This is a genomic window from Caldicellulosiruptor diazotrophicus, from assembly GCF_017347585.1.
Classification (GTDB): Bacteria; Bacillota; Thermoanaerobacteria; order Caldicellulosiruptorales; family Caldicellulosiruptoraceae; genus Caldicellulosiruptor; species Caldicellulosiruptor diazotrophicus.
The window spans coordinates 2,283,232-2,304,164 of the sequence record NZ_AP024480.1 but is presented as its reverse complement, the minus strand read 5'-3'; the positions used below and the strand labels follow the sequence as shown (position 1 = coordinate 2,304,164).

Annotated in this window: 19 protein-coding genes and 1 pseudogene; 15 read left to right on the top strand and 5 right to left on the bottom strand. The window is 33.8% G+C overall.

What is annotated here, in order from left to right; translation table 11 throughout:
- The first annotated feature begins 2 nt into the window (after positions 1-2).
- The 14 genes and pseudogenes from folP (at position 3) to CaldiYA01_RS10870 (ending at position 12,772) form a co-directional block, all read left to right on the top strand.
- Positions 3-1,133, top strand: a complete 1,131-nt coding sequence (gene folP / locus CaldiYA01_RS10935) for a dihydropteroate synthase (protein WP_207179660.1) — start codon at positions 3-5, stop codon at positions 1,131-1,133.
- A 26-nt stretch (positions 1,134-1,159) separates the two neighbouring features.
- A complete protein-coding gene (locus CaldiYA01_RS10930) occupies positions 1,160-1,375 on the top strand; it encodes a DUF3006 domain-containing protein (RefSeq protein ID WP_207179658.1) in 216 nt (71 codons plus the stop codon).
- Positions 1,376-1,379: 4 nt separating this feature from the next.
- On the top strand, positions 1,380-1,853 hold the full coding sequence (gene folK / locus CaldiYA01_RS10925) for a 2-amino-4-hydroxy-6-hydroxymethyldihydropteridine diphosphokinase (protein WP_207179656.1): 474 nt from the start codon (positions 1,380-1,382) through the stop codon (positions 1,851-1,853).
- 7 nt (positions 1,854-1,860) lie between these two features.
- The gene (locus tag CaldiYA01_RS10920; RefSeq protein ID WP_207179655.1) at positions 1,861-2,655 is read left to right on the top strand and encodes an SDR family oxidoreductase; all 795 of its coding nucleotides are present in this window, start codon (positions 1,861-1,863) and stop codon (positions 2,653-2,655) included.
- Positions 2,656-2,683: 28 nt separating this feature from the next.
- Complete coding sequence (locus CaldiYA01_RS10915; protein WP_207182842.1) at positions 2,684-3,238, top strand: Uma2 family endonuclease; 555 nt, start codon at positions 2,684-2,686, stop codon at positions 3,236-3,238.
- Between the two features lie 26 nt (positions 3,239-3,264).
- Complete coding sequence (locus tag CaldiYA01_RS10910) at positions 3,265-4,599, top strand: hypothetical protein (protein WP_207179653.1); 1,335 nt, start codon at positions 3,265-3,267, stop codon at positions 4,597-4,599.
- A 36-nt stretch (positions 4,600-4,635) separates the two neighbouring features.
- Positions 4,636-5,304 (top strand): PspA/IM30 family protein, encoded by a 669-nt coding sequence (locus CaldiYA01_RS10905; protein WP_207179651.1) that lies wholly within the window; start codon positions 4,636-4,638, stop codon positions 5,302-5,304.
- 215 nt (positions 5,305-5,519) lie between these two features.
- Positions 5,520-7,814, top strand: coding sequence for a SpoIIE family protein phosphatase (locus tag CaldiYA01_RS10900; protein WP_207179644.1), 2,295 nt, complete (start codon positions 5,520-5,522; stop codon positions 7,812-7,814).
- On the top strand, positions 7,795-8,871 hold the full coding sequence (spoIID, locus tag CaldiYA01_RS10895) for a stage II sporulation protein D (protein WP_207179642.1): 1,077 nt from the start codon (positions 7,795-7,797) through the stop codon (positions 8,869-8,871). Before CaldiYA01_RS10900 ends, spoIID begins: the two co-directional genes overlap by 20 nt.
- Before the next feature lie 40 nt (positions 8,872-8,911).
- Entirely contained in the window at positions 8,912-9,313 is a 402-nt protein-coding gene (locus CaldiYA01_RS10890) for a hypothetical protein (protein WP_207179640.1), read from the top strand.
- Entirely contained in the window at positions 9,264-9,869 is a 606-nt protein-coding gene (locus CaldiYA01_RS10885; RefSeq protein WP_207179638.1) for a hypothetical protein, read from the top strand. The genes CaldiYA01_RS10890 and CaldiYA01_RS10885 overlap by 50 nt, the downstream gene beginning before the upstream one ends.
- A gap of 136 nt (positions 9,870-10,005) precedes the next feature.
- A complete protein-coding gene (locus tag CaldiYA01_RS10880) occupies positions 10,006-10,944 on the top strand; it encodes a DUF4097 family beta strand repeat-containing protein (RefSeq protein WP_207179636.1) in 939 nt (312 codons plus the stop codon).
- A gap of 88 nt (positions 10,945-11,032) precedes the next feature.
- Positions 11,033-11,628 (top strand): annotated as a pseudogene (locus CaldiYA01_RS10875) (IS607 family transposase).
- Positions 11,576-12,772, top strand: coding sequence for an RNA-guided endonuclease InsQ/TnpB family protein (locus CaldiYA01_RS10870; protein WP_207179635.1), 1,197 nt, complete (start codon positions 11,576-11,578; stop codon positions 12,770-12,772). The pseudogene CaldiYA01_RS10875 and the gene CaldiYA01_RS10870 overlap by 53 nt, the downstream one beginning before the upstream one ends.
- Positions 12,773-13,035: 263 nt before the next feature.
- Here the strand turns inward: CaldiYA01_RS10870 and CaldiYA01_RS10865 are convergent, their stop codons facing one another.
- The 5 genes from CaldiYA01_RS10865 to CaldiYA01_RS10845 form a co-directional block, all read right to left on the bottom strand.
- Positions 13,036-13,749: a SurA N-terminal domain-containing protein gene (locus CaldiYA01_RS10865; protein ID WP_207179634.1), complete on the bottom strand. Its 714-nt coding sequence runs from the start codon at positions 13,747-13,749 to the stop codon at positions 13,036-13,038.
- 115 nt (positions 13,750-13,864) lie between these two features.
- Positions 13,865-15,487: an NAD+ synthase gene (locus CaldiYA01_RS10860; RefSeq protein ID WP_207179633.1), complete on the bottom strand. Its 1,623-nt coding sequence runs from the start codon at positions 15,485-15,487 to the stop codon at positions 13,865-13,867.
- 19 nt (positions 15,488-15,506) lie between these two features.
- A complete protein-coding gene (mntA, locus tag CaldiYA01_RS10855; protein ID WP_207179632.1) occupies positions 15,507-15,953 on the bottom strand; it encodes a type VII toxin-antitoxin system MntA family adenylyltransferase antitoxin in 447 nt (148 codons plus the stop codon).
- Between the two features lie 67 nt (positions 15,954-16,020).
- Positions 16,021-17,547, bottom strand: a complete 1,527-nt coding sequence (locus tag CaldiYA01_RS10850) for a response regulator transcription factor (RefSeq protein WP_207179629.1) — start codon at positions 17,545-17,547, stop codon at positions 16,021-16,023.
- A 1-nt stretch (position 17,548) separates the two neighbouring features.
- Positions 17,549-19,279 carry a sensor histidine kinase gene (locus CaldiYA01_RS10845; RefSeq protein WP_207179627.1) on the bottom strand — a complete coding sequence of 577 codons (1,731 nt, stop codon included), beginning with the start codon at positions 19,277-19,279 and terminating at the stop codon, positions 17,549-17,551.
- Positions 19,280-19,543: 264 nt separating this feature from the next.
- Between CaldiYA01_RS10845 and CaldiYA01_RS10840 the strand changes: the two genes are divergently transcribed.
- Complete coding sequence (locus CaldiYA01_RS10840; protein WP_207179626.1) at positions 19,544-20,896, top strand: extracellular solute-binding protein; 1,353 nt, start codon at positions 19,544-19,546, stop codon at positions 20,894-20,896.
- Positions 20,897-20,933 lie beyond the last annotated feature (37 nt).

The following is a 20,933-nucleotide window of genomic DNA, read 5'->3' as shown; positions in this document are numbered from 1 at the left end:
GCTTGAGGCTTATATCAAAAGATGCGAATATAAAGAGGATTTTGTATCAAAAAGGTTTTGATGAGAAAGATATTTTGGAATTTGAGAAAAAAGCAAACTCAATAATCCTGAGATTTGATAACATAAAAAATCTTTCAGAGTTTGTCCAGCTTCTTTCAAACCTCGGTTATTTTACAATTTCAAACGGCAATATGTGCTTTGCAACAACATCACTTTACAACTTTGAAAAGACAAGATGTGTTCTTGCAGAGGAAGGGATAGAGTGCAGTTTTGATACAGATTTTAACATTTTGCAAAGGTACTTGCTGGCAAAAGATAAGCAAATAAGCCTTTTGAAGACAAACGTGATGGGGATTATAAATGTCACACCAGACTCGTTTTATGAAAGTTCAAGAGTTCAAGTTGAAAAGGTAACCCAAAGAGCACTCCAGATGATTCAAGATGGTGCAGATGTTCTGGACATTGGCGGTGAGTCTACAAGACCTTTTTCAGAACCAGTTGAGGAAGAGGAAGAGCTAAAAAGAGTAGTTCCTGCAATTAAAGCTATAAGAGAAGTTGATAAGAATATTCCAATTTCTATTGATACATACAAGAGCAAAGTAGCTCAAAAAGCAATAGAAGCCGGTGCTGACATTATAAATGATATCAGCGGCGGGACGTTTGACAAAGATATGTTTTACGTGGCAGCGCAGTATAATGTTCCTATCATAATCATGCACATCAAAGGTACACCAAAGGATATGCAGAAAAACCCTTACTATGAAGATGTTATAGAAGAGATTTTGCAGTTTTTTGAACAAAGGATTGAACAGGCACAAAAAGCAGGTGTGAAACTTGAAAACATCATCTTAGACCCTGGTATTGGCTTTGGGAAAAGGGTTGAAGACAACTTGGAGATATTGCGAAGATGTGAAGAGTTCAAGGTTTTAGGTAGGCCAATTTTGATTGGGGCATCCAGAAAATCGGTGATTGGTCATGTGCTGGGCAATCTTTTACCTGAAGAAAGGCTTGAAGGAACTTTGGCAATCTCTGTAATATGTGCTCAGAAAAAGATTGAATTTGTAAGGGTGCATGATGTAAAAGAAAATAAAAGAGCCATCTTGATGACACAGGCTATCTTCGATGGAGTTTAAATTTTAAAAAAAGAGGTGTGCATTTTATGGTAAAAAAAGTAGTCATTGATAGGTTTGAAGGTAACTTTGCAATAGTTGAGCTTGAAGGAAGAAAAATGGTAGCAGTCCCCATAGAAATTGTTCCAGAAGATGCAAAAGAGGGTGATGTTCTTATTATATCAACAGATGTGCAGAGTACTCAAGAGAGAGAACAAAGAATAAAAGATCTTTTTGAGAGCTTAAAAGGGGAAGGCGGAAAGTAAAAAGATGGATAGGCATATTGTATTTTTGGGGCTTGGAAGTAATCTTGGGAACAGACATAAGAATATACAAAAAGCAATTGAGCATTTGAAAGATAAGGTAAGAATTGAAAAGGTTTCGAGCATAATTGAGACGCAGCCTTACGGATTTGTAGATCAGCCAAAGTTTTTAAACTGTGTTTTGAAAGGCACAACATTACTTTTGCCATTTGAGCTTCTTGAGTTTGTGCTTGAGATAGAAAATAAAATGGGCAGAATAAGGCTTTTTAAATGGGGACCGAGGAACATCGATATTGACATTCTTTTTTATGATGACTGTGTCATAGACACAGAGAAGCTCAAAATCCCCCATCCAGAACTTCACAAAAGACTGTTTGTACTTGAGCCTCTTTGCGAAATTGAAAAAGATTTTATCCATCCTGTGCTGAAAAAAAGCGTGTATGAGCTTTACACTCAGCTAATCTCTTCAAGAAAGGAATGAATAGAAAATGGGGAATTCACCTTTTCTTTCGATAGCCGAGTTTGAAGGCAAAAATGTGGTTATAACAGGTGCTGCCCAGGGAATTGGACTTGTCACAGCACTTTCTTTTTTGGAAAATGGTGCAAAAGTGTTTGCCATTGACAATGACAGAGAAGCAATTGAAGATGCTACTTTCGACTTTTTTGATAAGTTCAAAGACAGGATAACCTTTTTTGAGTGTGACTTAGCAAATCCAAAAGAGATTGAGCTTGTCTGCCTCAAGATTGGTGATGTTGCTGGCAAAATAGATGTTCTTGTCAACAATGCAGGTATAGGCTCAACAAAGTGGATTGAAGAAAGAAGCGTTGATGAGTGGGATGAAGTGATAAATGTTAACTTGAGAGCACCATACTTAATGGTAAAATTTCTCCTGCCGTATTTAAAAGAAGGTGCTTGTGTTGTAAACATAGCATCAACAAGAGCTTTGATGTCAGAGCCAAACACAGAGCCGTATTCAGCGTCAAAAGGTGGTATACTTGCACTTACACACTCTTTAGCAGTGTCACTTTCACACAAAAAAATAAGAGTAAACGCGATAAGTCCCGGTTGGATAGAAACATCAAAGTACAAAAAAAGAAAATATCGTCGTGAATCTGAGCTCAGAAGCATTGATCATCTTCAGCATCCGGCAGGAAGGGTGGGTATGCCCGAAGACATTGCAAACGCCATATTGTTTTTGTCATCTGAGAAAAGCTCATTTATCACAGGCACAAATCTAATTGTTGACGGTGGTATGACAGTTAAGATGATTTATGAGGAGTAAAAAATATCAAAAAGGTAGGTAAACAGTGATGATTCCTGAAAAGAAAAGAGCAACATATGAGGAGTTTTTAAAAATTTCGCAGGAAAAAAGAGCAGAGTTTATAGACGGAAGTATCTATCTTTTAGCGTCGCCTTCGTTTGAGCACCAGATGACAATATCGAAGCTGAACCTTGAGTTTATGAGATATTTTGAGGGGAAAGAGTGCATCCCTGTAATCTCTCCGTTTGATGTGATTTTTGAAGATGAAAAGACAGGAGACATTCACGTTATACAGTCGGACATTGTGGTAATATGCAACAAGAAATTCATCACAGAAAAAGGATACAAAGGTGTGCCAAAACTGATTGTTGAGGTGCTCTCACCATCAAGTGCTTCTGTTGACTATATAAAAAAGATGCAGCTTTACAGCTACTTTGGTGTTTGTGAGTACTGGATTGTAAATCCGCGTAACAAATCTGTCCAGGTTTTCGTTTTAGATAATGGAGTATATATAGAATATGCTGCACTGTCTCAAAAAGGGATTGTAAAGTCAGCTGTATTTGAGAACTTAGAATTTGACATAGAGAATGTGTTCAATTTTTAAAAAATAAAAAAGAGAGGCTTAAAAATATGTGGGGTGGGTTTTACAAGATTGAGATAGACTTTTCAAGACTTTTGTGGATACAGTTTTTTTGGATTTTTCTTGGACTTCTCATTGCAATTGCCTTTATTGTATTAGTTGTATTGATAAGAAGAAAAAGGGCTGAAAAATTCAGAAGGCTTAAAAACCTACAAACAGTGGAAGAATATTTTGAAGAAATTTCAAATAGAATTTTAAATTTAGAGGATAAAGTAAAATTTTTCAAGTTACTTGATGATGGGAAAAACCATGAGAACAAGTTCGAAGAGGTTACAATAAATTTCAAAAACCTAAAAGACTATTATGAAGGGATAAAAAAGAGTTATTCAGAGGGGGAGTTTAAAACCTTTTTGACAATTTACAACATACTCAAAACTGATTTAGATTTTCTGGAAAATGTTTTAAAAGATTCTGAAAAAATGCTTCAAAAAGAATTAGAGTACATTGAAAAGGTAGAAAAAGCTGTAGGTGAGGTTAAAAATAAGGAGGTTTTAAAGCAAAAGATAGATAATTTGCTTGCAAAAAGACTTTCTGATGATGATTTGAAAAGGGAAGTTGAGGGTATAAAAAGAATTGATGAGACAATAGAGTATTTTAAAAGTCTTAATGATAATAAGAGAAGTGAATATATAAATTCAATGATACAACTTTTGACCGAAAGATTTGAAGAAAAATATCCTGTTGTTCTGTCAAAATTACCTGACAAAGCTTGGGAACTTCAAAAGATGTATGATAGTTTGCTTTTAAAACTTCAGGTATCAAGCGATGTAGAAAAAATTGTTCTGGCAGAAGATTTTTTTGAAAAGCTTGTACAGGTTGAAAATGAATTAATACAAAATGTTCATGAAATGATGAAAAACAAAAAAGAGCTTGTCGACAAGTTTGAAGAAATTGTATCAGTTTACGACAAGGTTGGCTTTAAATTTTATAAAATAGACCTTGAGATTGATCGAGTGAAAAATTTGCTTGAAAGCTGTACTGATATCCAAAAGTTAGAAAAAGAGGTATCTGAATTAGAAAGAAAAATTTTAACCTTTATACGTGAGTTTTCAGAGTGCAAAAAGCTTCTTGAAAACTTTGAGAAATTTTTAAAAGAAGCAAAAAAAAGGTTAAATGTGAGTATGTCATTTAATCTTTTTAGCTCATATTACGAAAACTTAAAAGAATTTTTGTTCAGTAGTAACTTTGATGAGTTCAAAAAACACTATATAGAATACCAGAGTGCCATCTCAGATATGCTTTTAAAGTCGTCTTCATTTTCAACTGGTTCAAGCGATACAATTAAAAAGGTCATAAAAGACCTTTTTGATGAGTTTTTTGGATAAAAATAAAATATTACATTTTCGGGAGGTTTTATTGTTATGGGGGTATTTCAAAAGATTGCTCAGCTTCTAAAGGCGAACATAAACGACCTTATTGAAAAGGCAGCCGATCCTGAAAAGATGCTCAATCAGCTGATTGAAGACATGGAAGACCAGCTGCAAAAAGCAAGGGTTGAAGTGGCAAACGCTCTTGCAGATGAAAAGATTTTGCAAAAGAAGGTTGAAGAAAATAAAAAGGCTGCTGAAGATTGGCAGAAAAAGGCTGAACTTGCAATCACAAAAGGTGAGGATGAACTTGCTGTAGAAGCACTCAAACGAAAAAGAGAATTTGAACGACTTGCAGATGAGTATCAGAAACAGTATGAGGCACAGCACGAGGCTGTAGAAAAGCTAAAAAGCGGGCTTAAGATGCTGGAAGACAAGATTGAAGAGGCAAAAAGAAGAAGAGATTTGCTCATTGCTAAATCTAAAAGGGCTGATGCCCAGGTAACAATCACACAGACCATGAGCAAGCTAACAGACACTTCTGCGTTTGAGTCGTTTGAAAAGTACGCGCAGAAGATTGAACAGAAAGAAGCAAGAGCTCAGGCGCATGAAGAGCTTTTAAATGTTTCAAAAACACTTGAAGACAGATTTAAAGAACTTGAAAACAGTGATGAGGACATTTTGGATGAGCTTCAAAGACTAAAAGAGAAAATGGGAAAGTAAAAAGAAAAATTTGTGTGAGCAAGCAAACTTTTTATATCGGGTGCAAAAAGGTGTTTTAGACCTTTGCACCCTTTTTTATTTTTTGTCGCAAAAAATTTTATAGTCATATTACTATTTACAACAAAAAATACTCAAATGGGTAAGTAGAATAAATTGTGCAGGTATTTGGATTACAAAAGATTTTTAGAATTCATACAAAAGGAGATGATTTTGCCTTGGAAAGACTGGAAGTTTTGCAGTTTAAAAGACAGCAAACAAAAAATTCAGGAGATAACATATCAGATAGGTTCTTAGTTTTCAGTGCACATGAGATTTTTGTTTTAATGTTGGCATTTTTGCTTGGAAGATGCAACCTGTTTTCAAAAAGTTTTTTTTCAAGTGCATACGTAGCAAGTTTTAAAAAGAAAGATTACTTATATTATTTAGCTTCACTTTTTTCTATTTTCGGAATAATATCATGCTCAGATAAAAGTTTGGTATTAAAATATGTTCTTTCTATTCTTTTGATAATTACAATAAATCATTTTCTAAGTCTGAACCTTTATTCAAGGGCGCTACTTTGTGCTCTTAGTGTAGGTAGTAGTGGCAGTATTTCTATTTTCCTGTATTCAAAACCGCCTGTAGAATTTTTGTATCTTGTACTTGAGATGATTGGTTGTTTTTGGGCAGTAGTTATGTTTGATAGATTTTTGGACTCAGTTTTTTCAAAAAAAGTATATTCGACTGACCAGACAATAATTATGGTGGTAGTTCTGACTTTAAGTTTTTTGGGTCTTTCAAATGGTTTTGATTCGGTGCTTGCTGTAAGATATGTACTATTTTTCATTCTAATTTTTTCAATATCGTTTTTTCATGGGATGACAATAGCAACTGCAATGGGGTTTATTGTTGGAGTCTTAGAGAGTGTATATGAAAGAACAAGTTTAGAGGTTTCGTGTGCATTTGCATTTTCAAGCCTTGTTGCAGGACTTTTTAAAGGGTTTGGGAAACTTGGAGTTGCTCTTGGTGGATTTTGTGGGTATATCATATCCATATTTTATATATCTTCAAACCCAGTAATAAGAATACGAGAGATTTTATTAGCAACTGTAATTTTTTGTTTATTTCCATTGGGAAAAATTATAAGGATGCAGAGTGCTGAGGAGAGGGAGGTACAGAGGATGATAAAAGAAAAGATTTTTGGGGTTGCGTCTATAATTGAAAATATCCAGCAGAATGTTTACAACAAACCAGCAGTTTTGATTTGCAAGGACGAGGCAAAAAATATTGTTCAAAGTGCTTGTCAAAAACTTTGTTTAGATTGCGAAAATTCAAATGTCTGTTGGAACATAAATTATCATAGAACCAATCAGAGCTTAAACGAGATAAAAAATATAATATTGAAAAAAGGAAAACTTTCTCAAGATGATTTCAAAGAATTTAAATTTTTGTGTGGAAAATATAAAGAGTTTGAAATAGTTATAAATAGTTTTTTAGAATCTTTGAAATATTCAAAGCTTGTTCAAAAGGCATCAAGCACCAAAGATAATTTGTTCAAAACACATATGGAGGTTTTAAAAGATATTGTAATTAATGTTGCAAAAATGGCTGAAGATGATGCAAAAAAAGACATAGGGACATCAAGAGAGATTGAACTTGAACTGGCACGGTTTGGGTATGAAGTTGAAAAAGTTGAGTATTTATCATATGACAATTATTTCCAGATAGATATAGAGCTAAAAGACGGATTCAAAGCTCCCAAAAAACTTGAGATAGAAGAGATTATAAAAGGTGTTGTAGGCTGTAGTGTAGAAATTATTTCGGAGGTGCCAAAAATTTCTGGTGGATATACAATTTCTATAATAAAAAAGCCAAACGTACAGATAGATTATTCCATATATTCAAAGAGCAAAGAAAATATAAACGGTGACAGGGTATGTTTTTTACAACTCAAAAACGGGAAGTTTTTGGCTTGCATTTCAGATGGTATGGGAACAGGTAAAACAGCTTCAGAAAACAGCTTTATTGTTATAGATGCACTCAAAAAATTTTCATCACTTGGGTTTGACAGAAAAGTTGCAATAAGATTTATAAACTCACTTCTCAGCATAAAAAATGATGAAGAATTTGCATCTGTTGATGTGGTATGTATAGATAGATATACACTTTTATGTGAGTTTTTAAAAGCTGGGGCAATGCCCACCTACATAAAAAGAGGAAATGAGGTTTTAACAATCGAGTCAGATTCTCTTCCAGTTGGCATAGAAGCCGAAAGCCAGTTTGATTTTTCAACTTTCAAACTTCAAAAGGGTGATATGATATTTATGTTTTCAGATGGACTTTTTGAAATTTTAGGTGAGGATGGTGACAAGATTTTGAAAGAGTTTATTGCCAAAAACCAATTTGTCTCAACCCAGAGCAGTGCCAAACAGATTTTTGAGTGGGCAATTTCTAATTCTTTTTTGATAAAAGATGATGTAACCATAATTGTTTTGAGAGTTGGGGGTGAACTTGAAAAAAAAGGTGAGTAAGAAAAAACATAATTTCTTTTGTCTGGATACAATTCTAATGCTGATGGCATTGGCTATTCTATTGATTATAAATATTGTTACAGAGGTAAAACTCAATGACTTTAAAAGTGTACAGAAGGAAAAGTATGATATTGTGCAAGAAAGAGATAATCAAATTGTATATTCAAACATGAAACCCAAAAACCAAAAAGATAATATTTATATAAATCTTCTTAGAAAAAATAAAAACAAAATAGAAAAAATTTCTCTTGAAGAATATGTTATAGGCGTTGTAGCAGCAGAGATGCCTGCCGACTTTAACATAGAGGCTTTGAAAGCCCAAGCAGTTGCTTCGAGGACATATGCTGCAAAGAAAATTGTAACCAAAGCTTTTCACAAAGGATATGAAAATAAAAAAGTTTACCTTTGCGATGATTTTTCTCACTGCCAAGCATATATTGATAAAGGTGAGATGAAACAAAGGTGGGGCAAAAATTTTGAAAAGTACTACAACAAAATACGCAAAGCAGTAGAAGAAACAAAAGGACAGGTACTTGTGTACAGAGGTGAAATTATCGATAGCCTATATCATGCTGCATCTGGTGGGAAGACTGAAGATGCCAAAGAGGTGTTTAAAGAAGAAATTCCGTACTTGAAAAGTGTTGTAAGCCGCGGTGAAGAAGGTTGTCCTAAATTTTCCGGTGAATTTTATTTTACCTATAACGAGTTGCTGAAAAGATTAAAAAAATATTTTCCCGGATTGATGGTAGACACACAAAATAAATCTACCCAGATAAAGGTTGTTGAAAGGACACCTACACAAAGAGTAAAATCTATTAAAATTGGAAATATAATTTTGAGTGGAGATCAATTTAGGAGTATCTTTGGACTTTATTCTACAGAATTTTGGGTTTACCCTGATAACAGAGGGTTGAGAATCAAAACAAGAGGATATGGACATGGCCTTGGAATGAGCCAGTGGGGAGCAAATTACCTTGCTCGCCAAGGGAAAAATTATAAACAAATTCTTCTTTATTACTATCAAAATGTTAAGATTTGTAGGTTAAAATATAAGTAGTAGAAAATATAGTGCAAATTTTAGAAAGGAGAAATTTACCTTGAACTGTTATTTAGTGGAAAATAATATTGAAAAGTTAAAAAAGTATATTGAAAAAGTTGGGCCTGACAGATATGCTAAAGAATATCTTCTTAGGAAAATGATATATCTTCACATATACATAGAGGACCTGACACCTACACAGGCAAATATAATAAAACAGACAATGCTTTCCATTGGTTCAGACGCTGTTGTCAACAAAGGTTCTATAGACCACTCAGTCCAAAAAAGTGACTGTTTGGTGTTTGGGAATGTTCTGCAGCTTAAAATGCTTTGTGAAAAGCTTAAAAAACAGCCTTTTAAACTTAAGGAACTTTCAGACAAAATACAAAAGATTGTGGAGGGATTTGAACGTGATTGTCTATATACCAGTAGAACCGAACAAGAAAAAGATGATACTTGAAAATGGGATAAATATAGAAAAGGATTATAACAAGAAAATCGGAATGTGGGGCGTATATGTCAAGTGCATATCAGGATTTTTGACACCTGAGCATATAGCAGCAGACTGGATTGCGGTAAGTGTGGATACTCAAAAAACATACATTGCAAACCATGACCTTTGGCTTGCTTACAAGCTTTCGAAAAATGAAGTCTTCAATAAAATGTACATAACATCTATTGTGAATACAAAAAAATACAGGTTTGGACAGTATAGAAGTCCAGAGGTTTTGATTATGTCTTCTATTAATAAAGAGAATATAGTAGATGTAAAAGATCAAATAGGTCTGTGTGATAAAATTCTCTTTCAAAATGACCAGATATATATTGATTGTCTTGTAGAGAAAATTTTTCAAAATACAAATGTGGCAAAACATATTATTGTGGACTATTTTACAAAGCTTTGCCTTCAAAATACTGATTTCAGTGCACAGGTTGTAGAAAGAGATGGTAATAAACTTTATGTGTTTATTAACAGAAAAGAAGAATGTGCATGGACTGTAGAGATTTCACAATAGAACCCCTTGAGATTTTAAACAACCTTTACAAATTTGGCTTTTGGGTAGTATACAAAAAGATGTATTTATTATAAAATTTCTATATAAAAATTGTTTTTAGATCTTCTCTTTTTTCGAAAACTCAAGGGGGATTTTTATGAAGTTAAAACTCGCAATCGTTTTTTTGGCAATTCTTTTGATGCTGGTTGCTTGCGCACCTCAAAAAACAAAGACGAAAGAGTATTCCCAGGAAGGAAGGTGGAAGGTTTTAGGTTATAGAGGAAAAGCTTTTGTCATTGACTGTGACAGCTCTTTTATTGTTATCAGGGGGAAGGCTACGTCTGATATTGCTATTAGATATATCAAAAAAGTGATATGGAGATATAATGAAAGTGGCAATAATGTCAAAGACCTTGATAAAACTCAACTGCAAAAGATTTTTGATGACATGGATTTAAGCATAGAAAATGAGATAGACAGGGTATATATAAAAGCAAGAGCATATGCAACTTCTGAAGCAGTGTTAGCAAACAAAGTTTCAAATCCAAAGAAGGAATTTAAATTTGAGATTTTTTTGCCGCAGGAATGCAAAGTAGTCGTTCAAAACAACAGTGGAAGTGTAAGTATCTCAGATGTTAAAGGTGGCTCTTTTTACATAGTAAATGGTGTGGGAGATATTGAAGTGACAAATACAGAAACAGTGCTTGACATTAAAAATGGTGAAGGTAATATAAAACTTGACTATGTCAGTGGAGATTTTACAATTAACAATGGCAAAGGAAACATAAATCTTAAAATTGAAAAAACGGGTAGTTTCAAAGTTTCAACAACAAAAGGAAATGTTATAGCTAAGATAGAGAAGGTAAGTGGATATGCCAATTCATCTTTTTTGAATGTGGGTGAAGGAGACATTAATTTTGCTGTTGGGAAAGATGTTAAAGCAAAGGTTAAGATATTGGCAAAAGGGAAAGTGAAATCTGACTTTGATCTTACAAAAACAGGAAACAGCTACTATATAGACCTTGATTCAGGGGGAAATACTATTGAGATAACAAGCCTAAAAGGTTTTGTGAGAATATATGGTAGCAAAAATTAATAAACGGTTTTAAACATATTAAAATTTTAGATAAAATATATTTGCCTGGCTTCTAAATTGTGCTATAGTATTTATGGATGATATAAATATGAAAGCAAAAGAAGTTCTGGAATTATTAAAAATATCAAGACCAACCCTAACTAAGTATGTAAAAGAAGGGAAAATAAAAGTAACGGTTATGCCAAATGGATTTTATGATTACAACTATTTATGCAAGGGTTTCAACTCCAAAACAAAAGAGGGATTTAGAAAATCAAATTGAATTATTAAAACAGTTTTGTTTTAATAGTGGCTATAAAATACACGGAGTATTCTCTGAACAAGCATGGGGAATTAGCTTTGAAAAAAGAAATGAATTTTTTAAAATGCCCGATAGATATTCTTGCAGGTAAGGTACAAAGGGTTGTTATAGCCTATAAAGATAGGTTGAGCAGAGTGGGATTTGAATTGTTTAAACGCTTATTTAGAAAATTTAACACTGAAATAGTAGTTGCATCGGAAGTTGGAAGCAAGAAGCTTGATTCTCAGGAAATAATTGAAGAAATTATAAGTTTGCTCTACTGTTACAGTATGAAATTTTATAGCAAAAGAAAAATTCAAAAAATAAGAAAGCTTTTAGAAAGTGAGGTGTTTGAAGATAATACTCAAGAGGACAGAGCAAATACAGATAAACAAGAACCATGAGTTATGGAATTATTGTGATAAAGTGTGTTTTGCAGCAAAGAATTTATACAACTTTGCAAACTACACTGTAAGACAGGAATTTATAAAAAGTGGCAGGTGGATAAGATACAGAGAACTTGACAAAATGTTAAAAGACCATGAGAGTTATAAGAGCCTGCCAGCTCAGACTTCACAGCAAGTGCTAAGACTTCTTGATAAAAACTGGAAGTCATTTTTTAAAGCAATGAAAGAATGGGGCAAAGATAAAAGTAAATTTTTGGGTAGACCTAAATTACCAAAGTATAAGAAAAAAGACGGCAGGGCTATTTCTATTTTTACAAATCAGCAGTGCAAGATTAAAAATGGTTATTTGACTTTTCCGAAGACAGAATTAAAGCTAAAGACAAGGATAACAGACAAATTAAAAGAAGTCAGGATAATACCAAAAGGAAGCATTTATGTAGTTGAAATAGTTTATGAGAAAGAAATAGCCAAGGTAAAAAGACCACCAAAGAGGATAGCAGGAATAGATTTAGGGCTTAATAACTTTGTAACTTTAGTAAATAACATAGGCATAAAGCCTATTGTTATTAATGGCAAAGTTATTAAGTCAATAAATCAATATTACAACAAGAAAAGAGCACAGCTTATGAGTTATGTAGGCAATAGAGGAAGTAGCAAAAGAATAGAGAAGTTGACTTTAAAGAGGAACAACAGGATTAAGGATTTTATGCACAAAGCAAGCCGTTTTATAGTCAACTGGTGTAAGCAACACGAAATAGACACCCTTGTTGTTGGTTATAATCCAAACTGGAAGCAGGAGATAGAGCTTGGCAAAGTAAATAATCAAAATTTTGTTTCTATACCATTTAATCAGTTTGTAAATATGCTCAAGTATAAGTGTGAAGAAGAAGGGATTAGTGTAATAATTACAGAGGAGAGCTACACAAGTGGCTGCAGTTTTTTAGATGGAGAAGAAATCAAAGAAATAAATTATAATCCACGTCGAAGAATAAAGAGAGGCTTATTTAGGAGCAACAAAGGGATATTAATAAATGCGGATGTAAACAGTGCGTATAACATTATAAGAAAAGTATTCCCCGAAGCATTTGCTGAGGGGATAGAGGGTGTGGGGTTACACCCAGTTAGGTTGAATGTAGCCTAACAAAGAATAGTGTTTAGCAAAATTTTAAATAGTTTTTAATACTTTAAACACTATTCATAACCTAAAAATTACTGATGGGATAAGCATAGAAAATATTTTAAAAGGGCAGTCAAAAAACAAAGTTTTAAAAATTTTATCTTACAATATGTAGGTGATACTGAAAACCCATATATTGTTAAATTAAAGGGGTCATCCAAATATCTTTTTGGACGGCCCCTCTGTTATTTTTGACTGTATTTCAAAAAAAGGTAAAGGAAAAATGTTTATTGCAATTCAGAAATTATAATTTCAATTTTTGAATTTGATTTAACTTTCTTTTTAAGATCATTTATGAATTTCTTTACTTCGTCAGGTGTTGCATTAGGATGTTCCTTTACATATTCATCAACTTTTGCATTTAAATATTTGCTTATAGTTAATATTTCCTGATAAGCACTGATGACTTTTTCATTAAATTCATTTTCAGAAAGCTGTGTTTTGTACATATCTAACACTTCTTTAGCTTGCTTAGCATTTTCAATATCACCTTTTATCTTCCCATTTAAAACATCATCTATTGTTTTTTTCACATTATTAAAGTAGGCTTCAGCTTCTTCCTTTGATACTAAATATCCTTCTTTCTTTGCAGATTCCATTAAGGCTTTTCTTTCGATGAGTTCATTGAGAAGTTCTTTTTTAGTTTTTTGATAAGGAGTAACTAAAGTATTTTGTTTAGTTATAGCTCCTAATTTTGCCAGATTATCAAATCGAAGCTTTTCATACAGTTCAGCAATTTCAAGATCCTTTTTATAAATAGGAATACCATCAACCTTAGCAATAATGTCGCTATTATTACTCTTTTCTATTTCCAATGTTTTTTTAACTGTATAGCTTAGACTGTCTTCACCTGAAAGAACAGTTTTTTTTAGCAAAATTCCACCAGCAATTGTTATTATTAAAACCACAAATACCAATATATTGATACTTTTTCTTTTCATTATTATCAATCTCCAACTTTGTACTAATTTCCTCTCCTTTGATAATATTAAAAAAAAAGAAAAATGTCAATATCAAAGATTATTTACATAACAAATAACATTATATTTATATCATCTACACCCACCTTTGGACAATTGGCATGCGCCTGCCAAAACCAAACGCTTTTGATGTTACTTTCAGGCCTGGTGCTGCCTGTTTTCGCTTATATTCTGCTCTTTCCACCATCTTTATTACTTTAAGTACAAGATCTTTTGGGTATCCCATTTCTACAATTTCTTCTATGCTCTTTTGCTCTTCTATATATGCAATAAGTATTGGATCAAGCACCTCATACGGTGGGAGAGTATCCTGGTCTTTTTGGTTGGGTCTGAGCTCTGCAGATGGTGGTTTTACTAAAACGTTGTGAGGTATTATTTCTCTTTCTCTGTTTATATACCTTGCAAGCTCATACACAAGCATTTTTGGCAAATCTGATATAACTGCAAGCCCGCCTGCCATATCACCGTAAAGCGTGCAGTATCCAACTGCAAGCTCTGACTTGTTCCCTGTTGTCAGAACAAGCCGGTTTTCCCTGTTTGATATAAACATGAGGATATTTCCGCGAATTCGCGCTTGGATATTTTCTTCTGCCAAGTCCTGCAGAGCAACTTCGCTCCCATTGAACATTTTAAGATAGCTTTTAAACGGCTCTTCAATTGAGTAAACTCTAAATTCTATGCCGAGGTTTTCTGCTAAGCTTTTTGCATCTTTTAAACTGTGCTCTGAAGAATATCTCGATGGCATGGCAACACCAAGCACATTTTCTCTTCCCAGTGCCTCAACTGCCAAACAGCAAACAACTGACGAGTCAATTCCTCCAGAAAGACCCACTACTGCCTTCTTGGTTATTCCTGTCTTTTCAAAATAATCTCTTATTCCAAGCACCAGCGCTTTTTTAATCCACGAGATGTCTTCGTGTATTTTAATTCCAGGCATCTCATCAATCTTTTCAAGCTCAATTTCCAATATGTCCTCTTCAAATTCTTTTGCTTTTGCAACAAGCTTGCCATCTGAACTTATAACAACGCTGTTTCCATCAAAAATCAGCTCATCGTTTCCACCAACCTGATTCACATATATAACTGCAGTGCCATACTTTGTTGCAGCCTCTTTCAAAACTTTTAGCCTCTGAGTTTCAAGTTTTGTGTAGTGATAAGGTGATGCTGAAAGGTTTATAAACACCTTTGCACCCTTTTGACAAAGCTCATCGAGCACGTTTATGTCGTACATTGCATTTTCATCGTTGTTTATATTCCAAATATCCTCACATATGCTTATGCCGAAGTTTATCCCTTCAATAGTCACAACCTCTCTTGCAGGGCTTGGTATAAAATATCTGTTTTCGTCAAAAACATCATAAGAGGGTAAAAGAGTTTTGTGTATAATCTTTTCAATCCTGCCTTGATGGAAGATAACAGCACTATTGAAAAGTTTCGAAACATGATGACTCTTTGTTGGGCTACCGACAATAACAAAACTGTCTTCCACTTCTTTTGCAATTTTTTCTATTGCATTATAAGCAGCCTCTATAAAGTCTTTTTGAAACAAGAGGTCTTTTGGAGGATATCCGCAGATTGCAAGTTCCGGAAATATAAGAATTTTTGCGTCTCTGTGGGATTTTATAATTCTTATTATCTTTTTTGTGTTGCCTTCAATGTCTCCAACAATAGGATTTATCTGGCAAAGCAAAACCTTCACATTCTCCACCTTCTTTGTGCTAAATATCCTTCTGGTCTTTTTTAAAAAATTCTTTATTTTTTATACTTTCAAGAATCTTTTGATTGTATATTTCAGAATAATAGCTAAAATCAAAGTACTCTCTGAGGACACTTACTTCAAATAAGCTTCTTTCTTCATGGTCTTTTAGAATTATCCCATCCTTGATTATGCTGTACTTAAGAAAAATATTAGCATTTTTCAGGTTGACAATATCAACATCTCTTTTAAATAGAGCTTTTCCCTCTTCCATCAAAAGACCTCTCAAGATTGCTTCATTCATCGCAAGTAAATCTTCTTCAAACATAACTGCAATGTCAACATCGCTCATATTGTTAAATGTTCCTGTTGCAAATGATCCGAACAAATATGCAAACTTTATTGCACATTCTTTGCTTATCCTCTCAATAAACTCCCTTGCCAGGTCTATAAATTTTTTTTGTTCCATAACACATCCACACGGCTTTTTTCAAACTCTTTCATAAAATTATATCACAAAAAAGGAAAAAACGCTTTTATTTTTGTCTTTCCTCTTTGAACTTCCTAGGAGACGTTCCTGTGTATTTTTTAAATATCATCGAAAAATATTTATAGTCGCTAAATCCAACCTTTTCGGCAACCTCATAAGATTTTAGGTTTGTAGAAAGGAGAAACTCTTTTGCTTTGTTTATCCTGAGTTCATTCAAAAAGTCCACAAAACTTTTACCAGTTTCTTCTTTGAATATTTTACAAAAATAGTTTGGAGAAATTCTACAAACCTCAGCAATATCAGACAGTAAAATTTGGGTTGCATAGTTTTTCTCAATGTAACTTATGGCATCTTTTATAATTTTCCTGTGCCTACTTTCTTTTACATTCTGAATCTTGTCAATGCAAGAGATGACAAAGTCTATTAGGCTTTTTTTCATATTTTCATGTTCCTGCTTTTTAAAAGAAAAGGCTGCGCTTTTGACAAACTCATCTTTTAAAACAGGGCAGATTTCTTTTGCCTTTGTGAAAATAAGGTCAGAAAGCTTCTTATAAGTATTTTCTAAAGAACTTTTATCATTTTGATCTTCCAGTTTTTCAAAAATCTTATTTAATAACAAAGTTGTCTTTTCCTTATCAAGAGACATAAAAGCGTTCAAAAGCTCGACCTCATCTTCAGTCAGCTGAGATAGAAGGAACTTACTATCTGATGCACTTTTTAAAGATAAATGTAGTTCCTTTTTGCTTGGAACAACAATTCCTTTTGAAAATGAGATCTTAACGTTAAGATACTTCTTGGCATTGAATTTTATTTGATTTAGAAGCTTTTCATCTATTTCTTTTGGTTCATTCAAGTTTAGTATCAAAATCAAGATGTTTTCACCAAAGTTGCCGTAAAATACAAATCCACGATACTTTTCCTGGATATCTTCTTCGATTATGTTTGCAAGTAGATTTAGCACAAATTCTTTGTTCTTTAACACAGAAGATTCCATTAACATAAAAATATCTTCAACTACAACCAAAATTACCTGAAAGTAAGGACCTTCTAAGGAGATTTTCAAAAGCCTTTCTTTTACAGGGTCAAGGACTATTTCGGGATTTGCAAACAGAGTTTTTAAAAATGTGGACCTCAAAACATATATGTTCTCTTCCACAATGTTCTTATAAAGCATAGTCTCAAAAGACTTTTTCAGCTCCTCAATTATAGATTCCTTTAACCCGATAACTACCTTGATTAGCTCATCTGCGCTCACAGGCTTAAGAAGATAATCAGATGCACGGAGTTTGAGAGCAGTCTTTAAGTAGTCCACATCGTCATAACCTGTGAGAAACACAATCTTTATGTTCGGCAGGCTCTGTTTTATAATCTTTGCAGCTTCAAGTCCGTCCAAAATGGGCATTCTAATGTCCAAAAGGACAATGTCTGGCTGTTTTGAAAAGCAAAGCTGTGCTGCTTCCTGGCCATTTGATGCTTCTCCTACTATTTCAATTCCGTACGACGTCCAGTCAATTGAAGATATTATTCCTTTTCGGATTATCCTTTCATCATCAGCAACAACCATTTTAATCATTTCAAATCACCCCTTCTTTTAAAGCTGGTTGTACAACCGTCACCTTTGTTCCAAGCCCTGGTGTGCTTTCGATTTCTATGCCGTATTCATTTCCGAACGCAAGTTTTATTCTGTCATTGACATTTTTAAGTCCTATTTTGCCATTTGTATCATTCTTCAGAGTACTTTCAAATACCTCTTTTGGAGCACCAGCTCCTGTGTCGGTTACAATAAAATACAGCTTTTCGTCTTTTGTAAACACTTCAATACTTATTTTCCCCCTTTTTCCGCTTTTTTCTATACCATGATAAATTGCATTTTCTACAATTGGCTGCAAAACAAGCTTTACTGTTTTATAGCATAGGGCTTGGCTTTGAACGTTTAACGAAAATTCTATCAAGTCCTGATACCTGAGATTTTGTATGAGGATATAACTGCTGAGATGTTCTATCTCTTCTTTTACAGTTATGATGTTACTTTTGTTTGCTAATATTGACCTGAAAAGTTTCGAGAGCGCCTCAACAAGGATGCATGCTTTATTTGCACCTTCAAGCCGAGCTGTCCAGTATATTGTATCAAGTGTGTTGTAAAGAAAATGAGGATTAATTCTTTCTTGCAGTGCTTTTAACTCTGCCTCTTTTTGCTTTATTGTTGCAATGTAAACCTGGTTCATAAGCTCATTGAGTTTTGCAGACATACTGTTGAATGCTTGAATTAGCTTTGACACCTCATCATTTCCTTTTGGCTGCATATATACATCAAAGTTCTGATTTGAAATGTGATCAATAAGGATTCTCAGCTGTTTGAGAGGAAAGAGAATACGATTTTGAATGAAAACAAGAAAAATAGATGCAGCGAAAAAGGCAAGAAGGATAGTAATAAAAAGATAACTTTGTATAGCTCTGTTTTCAGCAACAAGACCCTCCTTTTCTACAAAACTTACAACCTTCCACCCAAGAGGTTTTATGGTAGAGTATGTGATAAGAAAGGTTTTGCCAGACAGTTTTGTGTAAAAAAAGCCTTGCTCAAAATTTTCCATAGGTTTTGTCGAAATCATCTTGGCAAGGTTCTTTCCAATTAAAGTCTTGTCTATTGAGCTGAGGATAAAGTAGTTTTGGTTACAGATGACAAAGTTTTCAGAAAAATTTGAACTCAAGTGTATCACCTCTTCAAACAAGCTTTTTTCATCAATGTTTATCTCTAAATATCCGATTAGGTTTTTGAGGTTATTAATATCTCTTATAGGGCGAACAAGGGAAATTACATAAGTTAATATTCCTGCCCTGCTTGTTATAACGTTTGGGTACCATTCGTAGCTCTGGACGTTGATATTTGAAAGATTCAAAGTTTGTTCTTTTATTCCATATGTATCAAATATAGTATTATTTTTACCCATTATATAGATGGAATGGATATATGGTTTTTCACCAACAAGGTATGTTAAAAAGTCGTTTACATGTACCCTTGCCTTTTCAAGTTCATACAAGTCAGTTTTAAAGTCAGATTTCAAAAGCTGCCTCAAATCGCCGCTTTGAATAAAATAAAGCGAAGCTTCTTTTATATCATTTGTAATAAGCTCAAGAGAGCTTGCAATCTGTTTTACAGTATGAAGATGTGAAAATGCAAATTTGTTTTCTACTATTTTGACAGATTTTATATATGAGGTTATTCCAATCGGGAAGCTTGAAAGAATAATCAGAAAAATTGCACATACCATAATTTTGAACTGGAGACTACCTGATATCTTTTTCACTTTACCGATTCCTTTCTAATTATAAAATATTTTGAGAATAAAATAGCACAGAAAATGCTTAAATAACAAGGGTGAAAGATTCCAAAATGATAAAAATTTATAATATTCGAATATTTGTTTGGAAAAAATCTTAAATGAATAATGAAACAGCAAATGTGTTAAAATAATAGAAGTTTTAATAAGATTATTACCTACAAATTGCATAATCAAATTTATATAATTGACAGTAGAAATGAAATAAAAAATGAGAGGGAGGCAAAATCTATGAAAAACCCAAGATTTGTGAAAAGAGTTTTGGCTATTTTAGTGGTTTTTGGACTTATGCTTTCGCTTGCTGCCTGCAAGAAAAAGGCAGCTCAGCAGCCGCAGCAGAGCAGCCAGAACAAAAATATCGAAGAAAAAATTACTTTAACGTTTACTCACATGTTTACAAACGACGGAAGTGCAATAAGCACTGGTTTTTACAATGCACTAAATGAGTATAAAAAATCACATCCAAATGTCACAATAAAGCAGGAAGCTTTGTCGCATGACACTTATGAGACAAAGATAAAAACACTTGCTGCCGGTGGGGAACTTCCAGATGTGTTTGTTATAAAAGGCTCAATGGTTGACCCATTTTACAACAACAATCAGATTGTACCTTTGAATGATGCGCTTGACAGTGACATGGCATGGAAAAATAGCTTTGTTGAGGGTGCGTTTGACGATTTCAAAAGAGGTGACAAAATCTTAGGAATACCAATCCAGGTTCAGCCAACATCCCTAATTTTCTATAACAAACAGATTTTTAAAGAAGCAGGCATAAATGAGTTTCCAAAGGACTGGAATGAGTTTAAAGATGCTGTCAAAAAACTTAGATCAAAAGGGTATATTCCAATCACTGCAGGAAACAAAGGAAAATGGCTTGTTGAGTCATGTATTCTGAGCACTCTTGGTGACAGGTTCACAGGGACAGAGTGGTTTGTGTCTATAAGAGATAGAAAAGGTTCAAAGTTTACCGACCCAGAGTTTGTAAATGCGCTCAGGGCAATTGATGAGCTTGTTAAAATGAAGGCGTTTAACACCGATATCAACTCGCTTGACAACAACCAGCAGAGGACTCTTTATTATAACAAAAAAGCTGCAATGTTCTTTGAAGGTGGCTGGGCAATTTCACTTGTGACAAATGAAGCTCCAAAGGATGTTTTGGATGCAACAGAGCTTGCTATAATTCCCCCTGTGCCAGGTGGTAAGGGCAAACCTAACACAGTTTCAGGCGGTGCTGGCTGGGCATTTCAAATAAATGCAAAACTTGATGGGAGCAAGAAAAATGCTGCTCTGGAACTTTTAAAAGCGCTCTCAAGCTATGCGTATTCAAGGCCTATGCTTGAAAAGGGTGGTTTTCCTGCAACAAAAGTTACAAATTATGATGAAAGTAAGCTTTCTACTCTTGCAAAGAAATACCAGCAGCTTGCAAAGAATATAAAATATGTGCCTGTGTATGATGTTCAGCTATCACCTGGTGTGATTGAAGTTATGAACAGTGGTCTTCAAGACATGATAATAGGCACAATTACACCCGAAAAGCTTGCTCAAAAGATTCAGCAGGAGTACGAAAGAGAGGCTTCTAAATAAAGAAGATGGTTTACTTTTAAATTTTCACCAATAAACA